Source organism: Kitasatospora sp. NPDC058478, assembly GCF_042720345.1.
GTDB lineage: Bacteria > Actinomycetota > Actinomycetes > Streptomycetales > Streptomycetaceae > Kitasatospora.
In genome coordinates this window covers 1-14,479 of sequence record NZ_JBHXML010000027.1, presented here as the reverse complement: position 1 = coordinate 14,479, position 14,479 = coordinate 1, and the positions used below count along the sequence as shown (strand labels likewise).

Annotated in this window: 18 protein-coding genes; 5 read left to right on the top strand and 13 right to left on the bottom strand. The window is 74.3% G+C overall.

Annotation, left to right across the window (positions count from 1 at the left end):
* Positions 1 to 34: 34 nt before the first annotated feature.
* Positions 35 to 1,597, bottom strand: coding sequence for an HtaA domain-containing protein (locus tag ACFWPT_RS16920; RefSeq protein WP_380378132.1), 1,563 nt, complete (start codon positions 1,595 to 1,597; stop codon positions 35 to 37).
* A 185-nt stretch (positions 1,598 to 1,782) separates the two neighbouring features.
* Between ACFWPT_RS16920 and ACFWPT_RS16915 the strand changes: the two genes are divergently transcribed.
* The 3 genes from ACFWPT_RS16915 to ACFWPT_RS16905 are packed head-to-tail and all read left to right on the top strand — an operon-like array spanning position 1,783 to position 4,678.
* Positions 1,783 to 2,808, top strand: a complete 1,026-nt coding sequence (locus tag ACFWPT_RS16915; protein ID WP_079135695.1) for an ABC transporter substrate-binding protein — start codon at positions 1,783 to 1,785, stop codon at positions 2,806 to 2,808.
* Entirely contained in the window at positions 2,805 to 3,866 is a 1,062-nt protein-coding gene (locus ACFWPT_RS16910) for an iron ABC transporter permease (RefSeq protein ID WP_363625016.1), read from the top strand. The genes ACFWPT_RS16915 and ACFWPT_RS16910 overlap by 4 nt, the downstream gene beginning before the upstream one ends.
* On the top strand, positions 3,863 to 4,678 hold the full coding sequence (locus ACFWPT_RS16905; RefSeq protein ID WP_380341872.1) for a heme ABC transporter ATP-binding protein: 816 nt from the start codon (positions 3,863 to 3,865) through the stop codon (positions 4,676 to 4,678). Before ACFWPT_RS16910 ends, ACFWPT_RS16905 begins: the two co-directional genes overlap by 4 nt.
* Before the next feature lie 87 nt (positions 4,679 to 4,765).
* Here ACFWPT_RS16905 and ACFWPT_RS16900 read toward each other — a convergent pair whose 3' ends face one another.
* From ACFWPT_RS16900 to ACFWPT_RS16890, 3 genes are all read right to left on the bottom strand, one after another.
* Positions 4,766 to 4,975 carry a dodecin gene (locus tag ACFWPT_RS16900; protein ID WP_063348261.1) on the bottom strand — a complete coding sequence of 70 codons (210 nt, stop codon included), beginning with the start codon at positions 4,973 to 4,975 and terminating at the stop codon, positions 4,766 to 4,768.
* Between the two features lie 183 nt (positions 4,976 to 5,158).
* Positions 5,159 to 6,121, bottom strand: a complete 963-nt coding sequence (locus tag ACFWPT_RS16895) for an asparaginase (protein ID WP_063348262.1) — start codon at positions 6,119 to 6,121, stop codon at positions 5,159 to 5,161.
* 62 nt (positions 6,122 to 6,183) lie between these two features.
* Positions 6,184 to 6,804, bottom strand: coding sequence for an ABC transporter substrate-binding protein (locus ACFWPT_RS16890; RefSeq protein WP_380341865.1), 621 nt, complete (start codon positions 6,802 to 6,804; stop codon positions 6,184 to 6,186).
* 458 nt (positions 6,805 to 7,262) lie between these two features.
* Here ACFWPT_RS16890 and dtd point away from each other — a divergent pair, with 458 nt between their 5' ends.
* Positions 7,263 to 7,745, top strand: coding sequence for a D-aminoacyl-tRNA deacylase (gene dtd, locus ACFWPT_RS16885; protein WP_380482411.1), 483 nt, complete (start codon positions 7,263 to 7,265; stop codon positions 7,743 to 7,745).
* Positions 7,746 to 7,764: 19 nt separating this feature from the next.
* Here dtd and ACFWPT_RS16880 read toward each other — a convergent pair whose 3' ends face one another.
* The 3 genes from ACFWPT_RS16880 to ACFWPT_RS16870 form a co-directional block, all read right to left on the bottom strand.
* Complete coding sequence (locus tag ACFWPT_RS16880; RefSeq protein ID WP_380482409.1) at positions 7,765 to 8,727, bottom strand: YgfZ/GcvT domain-containing protein; 963 nt, start codon at positions 8,725 to 8,727, stop codon at positions 7,765 to 7,767.
* Positions 8,728 to 8,737: 10 nt separating this feature from the next.
* Positions 8,738 to 9,202, bottom strand: a complete 465-nt coding sequence (locus ACFWPT_RS16875) for a transcriptional repressor (RefSeq protein WP_363376753.1) — start codon at positions 9,200 to 9,202, stop codon at positions 8,738 to 8,740.
* A gap of 106 nt (positions 9,203 to 9,308) precedes the next feature.
* Positions 9,309 to 9,911: an FABP family protein gene (locus ACFWPT_RS16870; protein ID WP_063348266.1), complete on the bottom strand. Its 603-nt coding sequence runs from the start codon at positions 9,909 to 9,911 to the stop codon at positions 9,309 to 9,311.
* 348 nt (positions 9,912 to 10,259) lie between these two features.
* On the opposite strand from ACFWPT_RS16870, the gene ACFWPT_RS16865 reads away from it, so the two are divergent.
* Positions 10,260 to 10,622 carry a DsrE family protein gene (locus tag ACFWPT_RS16865; protein WP_063348267.1) on the top strand — a complete coding sequence of 121 codons (363 nt, stop codon included), beginning with the start codon at positions 10,260 to 10,262 and terminating at the stop codon, positions 10,620 to 10,622.
* 3 nt (positions 10,623 to 10,625) lie between these two features.
* Here ACFWPT_RS16865 and ACFWPT_RS16860 read toward each other — a convergent pair whose 3' ends face one another.
* The 6 genes from ACFWPT_RS16860 to ACFWPT_RS16835 all read right to left on the bottom strand — a co-directional run.
* Positions 10,626 to 10,898 (bottom strand): DUF3099 domain-containing protein, encoded by a 273-nt coding sequence (locus ACFWPT_RS16860; RefSeq protein WP_079135696.1) that lies wholly within the window; start codon positions 10,896 to 10,898, stop codon positions 10,626 to 10,628.
* Between the two features lie 109 nt (positions 10,899 to 11,007).
* Complete coding sequence (locus ACFWPT_RS16855) at positions 11,008 to 11,298, bottom strand: DUF1416 domain-containing protein (protein ID WP_030059605.1); 291 nt, start codon at positions 11,296 to 11,298, stop codon at positions 11,008 to 11,010.
* Between the two features lie 38 nt (positions 11,299 to 11,336).
* The gene (locus ACFWPT_RS16850) at positions 11,337 to 12,173 is read right to left on the bottom strand and encodes a sulfurtransferase (RefSeq protein WP_350885168.1); all 837 of its coding nucleotides are present in this window, start codon (positions 12,171 to 12,173) and stop codon (positions 11,337 to 11,339) included.
* A 232-nt stretch (positions 12,174 to 12,405) separates the two neighbouring features.
* Positions 12,406 to 12,486: an Ms5788A family Cys-rich leader peptide gene (locus ACFWPT_RS16845; protein ID WP_350517234.1), complete on the bottom strand. Its 81-nt coding sequence runs from the start codon at positions 12,484 to 12,486 to the stop codon at positions 12,406 to 12,408.
* 286 nt (positions 12,487 to 12,772) lie between these two features.
* Positions 12,773 to 13,498 (bottom strand): DUF2993 domain-containing protein, encoded by a 726-nt coding sequence (locus tag ACFWPT_RS16840; RefSeq protein ID WP_380378127.1) that lies wholly within the window; start codon positions 13,496 to 13,498, stop codon positions 12,773 to 12,775.
* A 194-nt stretch (positions 13,499 to 13,692) separates the two neighbouring features.
* The coding region (locus ACFWPT_RS16835; RefSeq protein ID WP_380482406.1) for a hypothetical protein at positions 13,693 to 14,479 on the bottom strand (787 nt) is incomplete at its 5' end.

Here is a 14,479-nt window from a genome sequence, read left to right as displayed (position 1 = left end):
GCGGGGGGAGGGAGCGGGGGGACGCTCCGGGGTGTCAGGCCGCGTCGCCGGGGCCCGGCGCATCGCCGGGGCCGCCGTCGGCGCCCGCGCCCGACGCGGCGGCCGCGCGGCGGCGCCGGACGAGCAGGCCGCCGGTCACGGCGAGCGCGGCCACCAGCACGGCGCCGCCGGCCACGGCCGCCACCGGGAAGCCGCCCGGGGAGGAGGAGGCGACGGGCGCGGCGGAGGGGCTGGTGGCGGGGGTCGCGGTGGCGCTCGGCGCGGTGGCCGGGGCGCTGCCGAGGTCGGGCAGCGGGGGCAGCGCCGCGGCCGGGTCGAGCGCGACGGCGAAGCTCAGCGGGTCCATTTCGGTGCCGGCCGGGTAGAGGCCGCCGAAGGCCTTGGCGCCGCCCTCGGTGAGCTTCAGCGGCACCTCGACGGCCTTCAGCAGGCCGCCCTCGGGCTTGAGGCCGGCCGGGTCGAAGGCGGCCAGCTCGACGCCGGTGAGCTGCTGGGTGGCGCCGTCCGGGGTCCGGCCGGAGACGTCCGCGACCAGTCGGCCCTGGCCGCCGGCCACGGTGACGCCCGGGTTGGCGAGGGTGAGGTCCAGGCCGTAGGTGTCGCCGCTGCGCAGCCCGGTGAAGCGCACGGTGCCGGTGAAGGCGGCGGTGAGGTCGCCGTTGGCGGGGTCGTAGCCGCCCTTGGCCGGGGTCCAGCGGAAGTAGGCGCCGCCGTCCGCCGCGCCGGCGCCGAGTTCCCAGCGGCCCTGGGCGATCGCGCCGGTGACGTAGTCGCGGAAGGTGCGGCGCACGCCCCAGTCGAGGGCGCCGTTGGCGAACTCGGTCCTGGCGGGGGCCTGGGCGCCGGGCGGGGTGGTCGGGGTCTCGGCGGACGGGGTCTCGGCGGTCGCCGACGGCGTCGGCACGGCGGCCGCCGAGGGGGTGGCCGCGGCGGTCGGCGACGGGGCCGGCGAAGTCGGCTGCGCGGCGGGCAGGTTGACCGAGAGGGTGAGCGGGTCCAGGGCCGTCCCGGCGGGGTAGAAGTTGCCGAAGGCCTTGGCCCCGGCGTCGGTGAGGGTGCCCGGCACGTTGCTGAGCGTCAGGGTGCCGGCCGCGCCGCGCAGGTCGACGCCGGCCAGTGAGAGCTCGGCCAGTTTGGCCTGGCTCGCGCTGCTGACCTGCCCGGTGTCCTTGGACTTGCTGCTGACGTCGGCGTACAGCCCGGCCGCGCCGCCCTGGACGGCCCGGACGGTGAGCCGGGCGAGGCTCAGGTCGAGCGCGTTGGCGCCGTTCTCCTGGTGCCCGGTGAACCGGACCCCGCCGGAGAAGGCGGCGGTCAGCGCACCGGTCGCCGGGTCGTAGCCGCCGGTCGCGGAGTGGAACCGGAAGGTGCTGCCGCCGACCGTGGCCGCGCCGCCGTTGAGCGTCCAACTCCCCTTGGCGATGGGACCGGTGATGTACGTCAGGAAGGACTGCTTGATGCCCCAGTCCAGCCGCCCGCCGGCGACCTTGCCCTCCGCCGCGTGCGCCGGGCCGGGTGAGAGGCCCACCGCCAGCAGGGCGGCGAGGGCGGCCACCAGGGTGGCGGCCAGACGGCGGAGCCGGCTGGACAGGGGCACGGCGGATCACTCCTCGGCGGGGTGCGGTCAGTGGCGGTGAAGGACGCGGCAAGGAAGGGGTCGGGCGTGGCGCCGACCCCCTTGCGGAACTCAGGTAAGGCTAACCTAATATATGAGTCAAGAGTCCCGCCGCAACCCCTCCACCAGGACCGGAGCGGCGACAACTCCCATCGAAGGGAAGCGCGTTGAGCAGCAGTACGATCCGAACCGGGGCGGCCCGCGGGCCCGCCCTCCTGCTGCTCGCCCTCGGCCTGCTGCTCGCCCTCACCGCCTGCGGCCCGTCCGGCACCACCACCGGAGCGGCCGCGGCGAGCTCCTCCCGGGCCCCCGACGCGGTCGAGCCGCTGCCCGTCGAACCCGTCCCGCAGCTCCCGGCCACCACCGCCTCCGTCGACGGCCGCCAGGTCACCGTCACCAGCGCCGAGCGGATCATCCCGCTCAACGGCAGCCTCTCCGAGCTGGTGTTCAGCCTCGGCCTCGGCCCCAAGGTGGTCGCCCGGGACGTCTCCACCACCTTCCAGCAGGCCACCGCCCTGCCGGTGATCACCCAGGCCCACGACGTGTCCGCCGAGGGCGTGCTGTCGCTGCACCCCACCGTCGTCCTCGCCGACCGCTCCACCGGCCCGGCCGAGGCCATCGCGCAGATCCGCGCGGCCGGCGTCCCGCTGCTCGTCCTGGACGACGCCAAGCGGCTCGCCGACGTCGGCCCGCGCATCGACACCGTCGCCGCCGCCCTCGGAGTCCCGGACGCCGGACGGCAGTTGAAGGAGCGCACCGAACAGCGGATCGACGAGGCCAGGGCCGCCGCCCCGGCCGCCGCCCGCCACCCCAAGGTCGCCTTCCTCTACCTGCGCGGCAGCGCCTCCGTCTACCTGCTCGGCGGGCCCGCCTCCGGCGCCGGCTCGCTGATCGAGGCGGTCGGCGGCCAGGACGCCGGCACCGCCGCCGGCCTCACCGGCGACTTCACCCCGCTCACCAGCGAGGCCCTGGTCAAGGCCGCGCCCGACGCCATCCTGGTGATGAGCAAGGGCCTGGACTCGGTCGGCGGCGTCGACGGCCTGCTCAAGCTGCCCGGCGTCGCCCAGACCCCGGCCGGCCTCGACCGCCGGATCGTCTCGATCGAGGACGGCCAACTGCTCAGCTACGGCCCGCGCACCCCCCAGGTGCTCCGCGAGATCGCCGCCCAGCTCTACCCGGCGGACGCCAAGTGACCACCGCCGTACGGGCGAAGACCGCGCCCGCCGTCAGCAGGACCACCCTGATCACCGCCGGGCTCGCCGCCGCCCTGGTGCTCTGCGCCCTGCTCGCCGCCGGCATCGGCGCCTACCGCATCCCGCTCGGCGACATCCTGGCCTCCGCCGCCCACCGGCTCGGCCTCGGCGGGCACGCCCTGGACCGGGTGCCCGAGTCGGTGCTGTGGAACGTCCGGCTCCCCCGGGTGGTGCTCGCCCTGCTGGTCGGCGGCTCGCTCGGCTGCGCCGGGGCGCTGATGCAGGGCGTGTTCGGCAACCCGCTGGCCGAGCCCGCCGTGATCGGCGTCTCCTCGGGCGGCGCGGTCGGCGCGGTGGCCTGCATCGTGCTCGGCCTGGACGCCCTCGGCAGCTGGACGATCACCGCCTTCGCCTTCGCCAGCGGCCTGCTGACCGTCTTCGCCGTGTACCTGATGGCCCGCTCCGGCGGACGCACCGAGGTGGTCACGCTGATCCTCACCGGGGTCGCCGTGAACGCCTTCTGCGGCGCGCTGATCGGGATCTTCCTGTTCACCGCCGACTCCGCCGCGATCAGCCAGGTCACCTTCTGGCAGCTCGGCTCGCTCTCCCAGGCCACCTGGGGCAAGGTGCTCGCCGTCCTGCCGTTCGCCGCCGTCGGCCTGGCCGTCGCCCCGCTGTACGCCCGCAAGCTGGACCTGCTGGCCCTCGGCGAACGCCCGGCCCGCCACCTCGGGGTGGACGTCGAACGGATGCGGCTGGTGCTGATCACCGTCGTCGCGCTGCTCACCGCCGCGGCCGTCGCGGTCAGCGGCATCATCGGCTTCGTCGGGCTGGTCGTCCCGCACCTGCTGCGGATGCTGGCCGGGCCCGGCCACCGCTTCCTGCTGCCCGCCTCGGCGCTCGGCGGCGCGCTGGTCCTGGTGGCCGCCGACCTCGCCGCCCGCACCGTCGCCGAGCCGGCCGAGCTGCCGCTCGGGGTGCTCACCGCACTGATCGGCAGTCCGTTCTTCTTCTGGCTGCTGCGCCGCACCAGGACCAGGCAGGGAGGCTGGGCATGAGATTGCGAACCCCCCGGGAGGTGCCCGAACGGCCCCTGCCCGGAAGCGAGTTGCTGACCGCCGAGACCGTCCGGCTGACCATCGGCGGGCGCGCCCTGCTGGACGGCGCGTCGGTGCGGGTCGCCGCCGGAGAGGTGGTCGCGCTGCTCGGACCGAACGGCGCCGGCAAGTCCACCCTGCTGTCCGTCCTGGCCGGCGACGTCCGGCCGGACGGCGGCGAGGTCCGGCTGCGCGGCCGCCCGCTGGCCGGCTACGGCGCCGCCGAGCTCGCCCTGCACCGCGCGCTGCTGCCGCAGTCCGCCGCGCTGTCCTTCCCGTTCCCCGCCGACGAGGTGGTCCGGATGGGCCGCGCCCCCTGGACCGGCACGGCCGCCGCCGCCGAGGACGAGGCCGTGGTCGCCGAGGCGATGGCCGCCACCGAGTCCGCCGCCTTCGCCGGGCGCCCGTTCACCGCCCTGTCCGGCGGCGAGCGGGCCCGGGTGGCGCTGGCCCGGGTGCTGGCCCAGCGCGCCCCGCTGCTGCTGCTGGACGAGCCGACCGCCGCCCTCGACCTGCGCCACCAGGAGCTGGTGCTGCGGGTCGCCCGGGAGCGAGCCGCCGCCGGGGACGGCGTGGTCGTGGTGCTGCACGACCTGTCCCTGGCGGCGGCCTACGCGGACCGGGTGGTGCTGCTGAACGCCGGGTCGACGGTCGCCGACGGGCCGGTCGCCGAGGTGCTGCGCGCCCCGCTGCTCAGCGAGGTGTACGGCCACCCGGTCGAGGTGCTGGCGCACCCGCGCACCGGGGTGCCGCTGGTGCTGCCCGAACGCTGACCGGGCGGCCGGGGCCGACGGCGGGGCTGTGGAGCGGGGCTGCGGGACGGGCTGCGAGCGGGCCTGGGCCGGGCCGCGGAAGCGGGCTCAGTCCTCCAGCCGGAAGCCGAGCTTCAGTCCGACCTGGTAGTGCTTCACCCCGCCGTCCTCCAGGTGGCCCCGGACCTGCGTCACCTCGAACCAGTCGAGGTTGCGCAGCGTCCGGGAGGCCCGCTCCACCCCGTTGCGGATCGCGGCGTCGACGCTCTCGGTCGAGGATCCGACGATCTCGGTCACCCGGTACACGTGGTCAGTCATGGCGGACTCCCTCAGCTGTGCGACGGCCCCCGGTCCACCGTGCACCGCCGCCGCTCCGCCCGCACGCCGACGGCCGCCTCCGGCCGCCCCGCATCCCCTGGAAGGCCGCTGCCAGGCCCCTTGCAGGCCGCGACAGGCCCCGGGGAGGCCCCTTGCAGGCCCCCGGGAGGCCGTGGGAGGCCGCTAGAAGGCCGCCCGCACCTGCCCGACCGGGACGCCGCCGCCCAGCAGCGGGGCCGCCCCGATCCGCTCGACGGTCTCGTCCGCGCCGGTCACCCCGAGCCGGCGCAGTGCGGCCGCCAGCACCGGGCCGCGGGCCCGCTCGCCGCCGTCGTCGATCTTGAAGGCGAGCGCCCGCCCGTCCGGCAGCGCCACCACCTGGACGGCCTCGGCGCCCATCTTGGACAGCGCGCCGGGGACGGCCCGCATCAGCCAGGTGTCGGCCCGGCGGGTGCCGGCCACGTACTCGGGGTGGGCGCGCATCGCGTCGGCCACCCGGCGGGGCGCCGTGCCCTCGGCGGCCAGCACCAGGCCGCGGTAGCCGCGTGCCAGGCCGGTCAGCGTGACGGCCAGCAGCGGCGCGCCGCAGCCGTCCACCCCGGCGTGCGTGGCGGTCTCGCCGGTGCCCTCCTCCAAGGCCTCGCGGGCCAGCAGCTGGATCGGGTGCCCGGGGTCGAGGTAGCTCGCGGTGTCCCAGCCGTTGGCGACGCAGGCGGCGAGCCAGCCGGCGTGCTTGCCGGAGCAGTCCATCAGGACGGGGGCGCGGCGGCCGCCGGAGCCGAGCAGCAATTCCGCCTCGGTCTCGTCCAGCGGGAGGTCGGCCGGGGTGCGCAGGGCGGACTCGTCGAGCCCGGCGGAGCTCAGGATGGCCCGGACAGCATCGAGATGAAACGATTCTGCGGAGTGGCTGGAGGCGGCCAGCGCCAGCAGCTCGCCCTCGATCGCCAGCCCGGCCCGCAGCGTGGCCACCGCCTGGAACGGCTTGGCGGTCGACCGGGGGAAGACCGGAGCGTCGGGGTCGCCGAGCGCGAACTCCACCGAGCCGTCGGCGGCGAGCAGCACCAGGGAGCCGTGGTGGCGGCCCTCGGTGAAGCCCGAGCGTATGACCTCGGCGAGGACGACGGGCGGGGTGGCGGACTGGGACATGGCGGGAGCCTTCCGGGGGTGAGGGTGGACCGGGCCCCGCCCGCCCGTGGTACCTCACCCGGTCAGAGCGGCCCCCCTGCGAGCAGGTCCTCGACCCGTGCTTCCCCATCACGGTACCTGCGGGTGATCTCCGCGCTGCAACCGTCGGCCGTCCGCAGCAGCCGCTGCCGCCGCCCGGACACCTCGCGCTCGTGCGCGCGCAGCCGCTCCAGCGCGGCCAGCAGCTCCTCCGCCGGGTGCGCGGCCAGGTCGGCGAGCTGGACGTCCCCCATCAGCTCGGCCGCCTCCAGCTGGGACTCGTGGCCGCGCGGCGGCCCGAGCGTGACGTGCCGGGCCGAGCGCCGCACGGTGGAGGGCGCGTCGGTCAGGATGGCCGGGAGGCGGTCCAGCAGGTCGCCGGGGGGCCCGTCGGCGCCGCCTGCCCCGGGCGGTCCGGCCGGCCGGGGCGGGCCGCCGGGCCGGCGGTCGAGTTCGGCGCGCAGGATGTCCATCCGCCCGTGCAGCAGCCGCCGCAGGTAGGAGAGGTCGGCCTCCTGCTCCAGGGTCTCCCGGCGCAGGATCCGCAGCTGGTCCAGGCCCAGCCGCTCCAGGTCGGGCTCTATCGCCGTGCCCAGGGCCCCGGCGCCCCCGGCGACCTCCGCCACGTGCCCGGACCGGTCCCACGCCGCGCTGCTCGCGTCCATCAACCAACCCACCTGCCGTCGTCCGATCCCGCCCGCTCGCGGCACTGCGTCCCTGCCGCCGGTCCGGCCCGTCCCCCGACGGGCTCACGCGTCCCGTCCGTTGGCACGCCCGGCCACCCCCGAAGGTTCCGGTTCCCGGCCGCAACCACCCACCGGGGCGATGCCGCCAGAACGCCTGACCTACCGGCTCGACCTCCCGGCCGAGCCCGGCCCGGTGCGGCGGACCATATGGCGCGCCGGGCCCTCCGTACGGTCCACCAGCGTGCCACCCCGCCCGGCGCGGGCGCACCGCCCGTGCACCCGAACGGCCCCCTGGCGAACGGGGGTGGCTGATATGACCGGACCTTTCCGCAGGAAGAGCGGCGCCCGACCCCGCGCAGGCGTGCACCACCCAGCGTGCACCACCTGCACACGCGCCCCTCCCGCACGCCCCGGGGTGCCGCCGGGCACGGCACCGGGTGCCCGGCGGGCACGCCCCGGGCCTCCGGCACAATGGCGGCACGCGAGCAGTGGTGCAGCGAGTGACCGAGGCCAGGGTGACCGTGGCCGGAGAGACCGTCGGCGCGATCGAGGGGCCCGGGCTCTGCGTCCTGGTCGGCGTCACCCACGAGGACACCCCGGCCAAGGCGGCCCAACTGGCCCGCAAGCTGTGGACGCTGCGGCTGCTGCCCGCCGACGACGAGGGCGTCGAGCAGTCCTGCTCCGACCTCGGGGCCCCGCTGCTGGTGATCAGCCAGTTCACCCTCTACGGCGACGCCCGCAAGGGCCGCCGCCCGACCTGGAACGCCGCCGCCCCCGGCCCGGTCGCCGAGCCCCTGGTGGACGAGGTGGTCGCCCAACTGCGCGCGCTCGGCGCCAAGGTGGAGACGGGCCGGTTCGGCGCCGACATGCAGGTGGCGCTGGTGAACGACGGCCCGTTCACCGTCCTCGTGGAGGTCTGACCGCAGCCGGGCGCACGGGCTACTGCGGGACGATCACGTCCTGGGTGCCCGGCACCGTCCCGGCCAGCAGCACCGCGTCCACCGGGACGTTCCGCTTGACGATCGCCAGCGCGATCGGCCCCAGCTCGTGGTGGCGGGCCGAGGAGGTGACGAAGCCGAGCGGGCGCCCGTCCGGCTCCGCGGCCAGCCGCACCTGCGTCCCGTGCGGGGGCAGCGTCTCCTCGGTGCCGTCCAGGTGCAGGAAGACCAGGCGGCGCGGCGGCCGGCCCAGGTTGTGCACCCGGGCGACGGTCTCCTGTCCGCGGTAGCAGCCCTTCTGCAGGTGGACGGCGGTGCGCAGCCAGTCCACCTCGTGCGGGATGGTCCGGTGGTCGGTCTCGAAGCCCAGCCGCGGCCGGTGGCCCTCGATCCGCAGCGCCTCGTACGCCCAGACCCCCGCCGCCGGGCCGTACCCGGCGGTCAGCTTCGCCAACTCGGCGCGCGGCACGAACAGGTCGCGCCCGTACGGGAGTTCACGCACCGCCGCGACGCCCTCGACGGAGGCGGTGGAGCCCGCCGGCAGGTACACCACGGCGTACTCGGCGGTCGCGTCGGCGACCTCCACCCGGTAGAAGAACTTCATGCTCTCCAGGTAGCCCAGCAGCGCCTCCTGGGTGCCCGGCTCGACGTGCGCCCAGGTGGTGGTGCCGTCGTCGACCAGGTAGAGCGCGTGCTCGACGTGCCCGTTCGGGGAGAGCACCAGCGCCTCGGTGGCCTCCTGCGGCGCCAGCGCGCTGACGTGCTGGGTGAGCAGCAGGTGCAGCCAGGCCAGGCGGTCCTGGCCGGTGACGGTGAGCACGCCGCGGTGCGAGAGGTCGACGAAGCCGGTGCCCTGCGCGAGGTTGCGTTGCTCGCGGAAGATGTCGCCGTAGTGGGCGGCGACGCCCTCGTCGGCGCCTTCGGCGGGGACGGCTCCGGGCAGGCTCAGCAGCGGGCTCTTCATACCGGCCAGCTTACGACCGGCCGTCCGCGAGCTTGGCGGTGCAGTCGGCGCAGCGGCCGAAGATGGCGAAGTGCTTGAGGTCGGTGTCGAATCCGTGCTGTTCGCGCAGGCTGCTGATCAGCGGCTCGGCGATCTCGGTGCCGGTCTCGGAGACCTTGTCGCAGTCCCGGCAGACCAGGTGCAGGTGGTGGTGGCGGCCGGCCAGGTGGTAGGTCGGGGCGCCGTGGCCGAGGTGGGCGTGCGAGACCAGGCCGAGTTCCTCCAGCAGCTCCAGGGTCCGGTAGACGGTGGAGATGTTGACGCCGCTCGCGGTCTGCCGGACGTGGCAGAGGATCTCGTCGGGGGTGGCGTGGTCGAGGCGGTCGACGGCTTCGAGTACGAGCTGCCGCTGCGGGGTCAGCCGGTAGCCGCGTTCGCGCAGGTCGGCCTTCCAGTCGCCGGAGAGCTGCCAGTCGGTGGTGCCGGTGTCCGCCACGGTGCTGTCCCTGCCAAGGTCGGGGGTCCTGAGGCAAGTGTAGGGACCGGCCGGCGGCCGGTCCCTACCTCACGCGAAAGCCGTACCGCTCAGCGGAGCGCCGGGCTCACTTGAAGAACGCGATGCCGTCGTCCGGCAGGTCGTTGATGTCCTTGATCAGCTGGGCCGGGCTGAGCACCTTCTTCAGCTGGGCCGACATGTACGGGCGCAGCGGCACGTTCGGGGCGGCCTTCTCGCCGACCCAGAGCAGCTCCTCGTTGACGAAGCCGTACAGCCGCTTGCCGCCCGAGTACTCCGGCGAGCCCTCGATCCGGGCGACCGCGTCCGTGGAGACGTCGATCTGCGGCTTGCCGTCGGCCAGCTCGCCGTACCAGATCTCCACGGTGCCGTCGTCGCGGACGGAGGAGATCTCGATCCCGCGGACGCCGCTGGTGCCGTCGTGGTTGCTGGTGATGCGCCAGAACGCGTGCTCGTTCTCCAGCGGACGGACCTTCTCGCCCTCGTTGTCCAGCACCCAGGTGCGGGAGCGGAACTCCAGGAAGGGCCGGCCGTCGTGCCGGATCACGATCTCCTGGCCGAAGTTGCACTTCTCGGCGCCAGGGCCCTCTTCATCTGGCAACGGGGCGTAAACGCCCGCGCCCTCCCAGGTGCCGAGGAGGAAGGCGAGCGGGACGACGTCCTTGTGGAGGTCAGAGGGGATCTCGATCATGTTCCTGGTCGCTGTCGTCGTCGGTGTGGGCTGCCTCAACCGTACGGCAGGATCAGCGCTGGCCCTGGTAGAGCTTCATCACCGAGAAGATGGCGAACCAGGTGATCAGCACGGCCATGAGGGCCAGCAGACCGTCGAAGAAGATTTCCAGACCGGACACGGGTGGCTCCCAGGCGGCGACAGTGTGGTGGATTTTGCTGCCGCTCACTCTATCCGCCGGTCATCGGCCGGTCGCGGTGAGCCCCACCACGTCATCGTTCGCGCCGACTCTCCCCCGCCGTCCAAGGTTTCCCCAAGGGATCCTGGGATGACGGCGAGCGGGGGCCGCGAGCCCTCTAAGGTGGCGCCATGTCGAAGAAACTCGTCATCAAGGTCACCGCCGGGGCCGATGCGCCGGAGCGGTGTTCGCAGGCGTTCACCGTCGCGGCGGTGGCCGTCGCCAGCGGGATCGAGGTCTCGCTCTGGCTGACCGGGGAGTCCTCCTGGTTCGCCCTGCCGGGGCGGGCGGCGGAGTTCGAACTGCCGCACGCGGCACCGCTTCCGGACCTGCTGGAGGCGATCCTCGCGAGCGGCTCGGTGACGCTGTGCACCCAGTGTGCGGCCCGCCGGGGGATCGTGCAGCAGGACACCGTCGAGGGCGTCCGGATCGCGGGCGCGCAGGTCTTCGTCAGCGAGATCATGGCGGACAACGTCCAGGCACTCGTCTACTGACGCCTACGGGTGCTCCTCGTGGTCGGGGCGGTCCCGGTCGTGTCCGGGATCGTCCCACTTCGGGTCGTCCCAGCGCGGGTCGTTCCACCAGTCGTCGTCCGGGTCCCGCTTGTTGGCGAACACCGCGGCGGCCGGCGGGATCACCATCGCGACCACGCACATGCCGATCGCGGCGGGCACGGAGAAGAACCTCACCACGCCCCAGGCCAGCACGAACAGGCCCAGGCAGACGCCCATCAGGGCGAAGTAGTAGTGCCGCCGCCGCCTTGTCTGCACGCCTCCACGGTACGACCGAGGGCCCTGCCGCGGCAGGGCCCTCGGTGTACTTCGTCCGCGGATCTGGTGGATCGGGCGGATCAGGTGGATCGGGTCGATCGGGCGCCGATCAGACCGCGATCGCGACCTCGACGGCGGTGCCCTGGGAGGCCACCACCTGACGGTCCACGGTCTGGCCCGGCACCAGCGCGCGCAGGGTCCACTTGCCCGGGCGGGCGAAGAACCGGAACTGGCCGGTCGCCGAGGTGGGCACCTCGGCCGTGAACTCGCCCCCCTCGTCGAGCAGCCGGACGTAGCCGTTGACCGGCTCACCGTCGCGGGTCACCGAACCCTGGATGATCGTTTCGTTCGCCACGTCAACTCCTGCCAGGTCCGGGCCGCCGGCCTTCGCACCGCACATGTCTTGTCTTCCCTTCTGACGACGGTCGAGCCGCGGGCTCAGTTGCTGCCGAGCTCGATCGGCACGCCGACGAGGCTGCCGTACTCGGTCCACGAACCGTCGTAGTTCTTGACGTTCTCCTGGCCGAGCAGCTCGTGCAGGACGAACCAGGTGAGCGCGGAGCGCTCGCCGATGCGGCAGTAGGCGATGGTGTCCTTCGCCAGGTCGATGCCCTCGGCCTCGTACAGCGCCTTGAGCTCGTCGTCGCTCTTGAAGGTGCCGTCGTCGTTGGCGTTCTTGGCCCACGGGATGTTGCGGGCGCTCGGCACGTGGCCGGGGCGCTGCGACTGCTCCTGCGGGAGGTGCGCCGGGGCGAGCAGCTTGCCGGAGAACTCGTCGGGCGAACGGACGTCGACCAGGTTGAGCTGGCCGATGGCCGCGAGCACGTCGTCGCGGAAGGCGCGGATCGAGGAGTCGACGGCCTGCGCCCGGTACTCGGTGGCCTCGCGGGCCGGCACCTCGGCGACCAGGTCGCGGGAGTCCAGCTCCCACTTCTTGCGGCCGCCGTCCAGCAGGCGGACGTCACCGTGGCCGTACAGCTTGAAGTACCAGTAGGCGTACGAGGCGAACCAGTTGTTGTTGCCGCCGTAGAGCACGACGGTGTCGTCGTTGGCGATGCCCTTGGCGCTGAGCAGCGCGTCGAAGCCGGCCTGGTCGATGAAGTCGCGGCGGACCGGGTCCTGGAGGTCCTGCTTCCAGTCGATCCGGACGGCGTTGCGGATGTGGTTCTTGTCGTACGCGGAGGTGTCCTCGTCGACCTCGACGATGACGACCTTCGGGTCGTCCAGGTGGGCCTGGACCCAGTCGGCGTCGACCAGGACGTCGCTGCGGCTCATGGTGGTGTTCTCCATCCGAGGGCGGTGTGCGGAAGGTTCTGCTCGGGAGGTGCTGCTGGGTACCCGGGCGACTGCGGTCCGAATTCCTGTCCGAATACTGGGACGAGGGTGGTGGTCCGGGCCGACCGGGCGGGGAGCTGCGGGGTGCGGCGGCGACGGCCGGCCGGGGTGGCCGGGCAAGGTCACCGGGAAAATCGGCGGCGGGCTTCAACTGCCCAGCCAAAACGCCGAGTTAGCGCATTCGACACAGACAGGCGGCCACGCGGCACAGGTCGACCGCCCGCCGCTTCGTGAGATCCGTCTGTCGCTTCATGTCGACGATGCTAGGGACACCGAAGGCCCGCTGTCATCAGCGTACCGAATGTCGAGACTGAATAGCCCGAATGCCGAGATTTGACTCTTTCATGGCCTGCGGGGCGGCCGTCCCGCCCCGGACCGGCGGCCCCGGGCGGCCCACAACGGGCGGAAACGACACCGCTCCGCGATCCGCGCCGGACGGCGCGTCTCGCGGAGCGGAACGCAGGAGACGGAAGAAACGGAAGGAACGGAGGGAGGGGGCGGACGGAGGGGACGGCACGGGAGTGGAAGTGACCGGCCGGTCAGCCCAGCAGCTTGACGCCCTTGCCCTCGAAGGTCAGCTGCACGCCCTCCGGCAGCGGCGTCGCCCCGTCCTTGTCGGCCAGCTTCAGCCCGGCCGGGAGCGAGTCGAGGGTGAAGCTCATCGGCGCCAGCCGCTGGTCGGTGACCCCGGCGAACATCCCGGCCAGCGCGCTGAGCTGGAAGCCGTCCACCGTGACGGTGCTCCCGCTGTTGTGCAGCGAACCCTCGCCGACCGCGATCGGCCCCAGCGCGGCCTTGATCTTGCCCGGCCCGCCGTACGACAGGGCCAGCCGGGTGTTGCCGCCCACCGGCAGCTTGCCCGCCCCCGACATCAGCTGGGAGGCCGGCGGCAGCAGCTGCGCGAGGTCCGCGTACGAGATCAGGCCGCTGCCGGTGCCGCTGTCCACCGTGGCGCTCTTCAGGCTGTCGCTCACCGTGACGCCGGACAGCCGGGCCTTGAAGGAGCGCAGCGCCACCTGGCGGCCGCCGTCGCCGACGGTCAGGCCGTCGGAGGAGATCCGGACGTCGTCCAGCTTCATCGACAGCGCCTGGGTGAGGAACGGGAAGCCCTCGATCGAGATGTCCGGCCGCTGGCTCATCCGGCCGCTGCTCACCATCCGGTCGGCGGCCTGGTCCTCGGCCACCCCGACCGCGATCCGGTCGGCGCCGACCAGCAGGCCGGCGAGCACCACCAGGCCGATCGTCGCCTTCAGCCATCCGCGCATCGCACTCCCCGTCGTCGCCGGTCGCCCTTGTCGTTCGCTGTCCTCGTTCGGTGTTCCTCGCCCGGCGTTCCCCGCCGGCGTTCCCTGCCCGGTGTTCCATGGCGGCCCCCGGCCGAGGCCGTTCCCGCCCGACCGTACGACGTCCCGCCCCGGAGCATGGTTCCGGAGCGGGACGCGCGGTCGTCGACCGGGTGTCAGCCGGCCAGCAGGTCCGTGGCGATCCAGATCAGCGGCGAGGCCACCGCCAGCGGCAACGCCACACCCGCCGTCATGTGCACGAACCGGGACGGGAAGTCGTACGCCGCGACGCGTCGGCCGACCAGCGCACCCAGCCCCGCCAGCACCCCCAGCGCCGGCGGCGCGCCCACCAGCAGACCCAGCAGCACCGCCGCCGCCAGGCCCAGCACCGGGCCCAGCAGCTTCGGACCGGGCAGCGGCGCCGCGGCCAGCACGGTGGCCAGCGCGACCGCGCCCACCCCGGCCGGCACCCAGTCGGCCACCAGCAGCGAGGTGCACAGCGCCGTCACCACCGTGGCCGAGCCGAGCACCGTCAGCGCGTAGAACCGCTCCTTCGGGTCCGAGGGGCGGAACGTCTGCAGCACCAGGACCAACAGGAAGAACCCGCCCAGCGTGCCGACCACCGCCGCCACGCTGCCCTCGGAGTCCGCCAGCAGCACCGCCGCGTCCGCGGTCAGCCCAGCCAGCGCGGCGAGCGCGATGCCCTGGCGGGCCGGCCACATCCCGTTCAGCCGGAACCAGCCGGCCGCCGTCAGCACCTGGAGCAGCGCCACCACCAGTGCCAGCGCCACCTGCCCGAGCGCGGCGCCGCCGGCCAGCAGCGCGGCCACGCCGGCGGTGATCAGCGCGGGCTGCAGGCCCGGATCGATGATCGGCGAACCGGTCCGGCCGCGCGGGCCGGCGGGCGGCGCCACCGGCGCGGGCTGCGCCGGGACGGCCGCGTACGGCGGCGCGGCCGGGGCG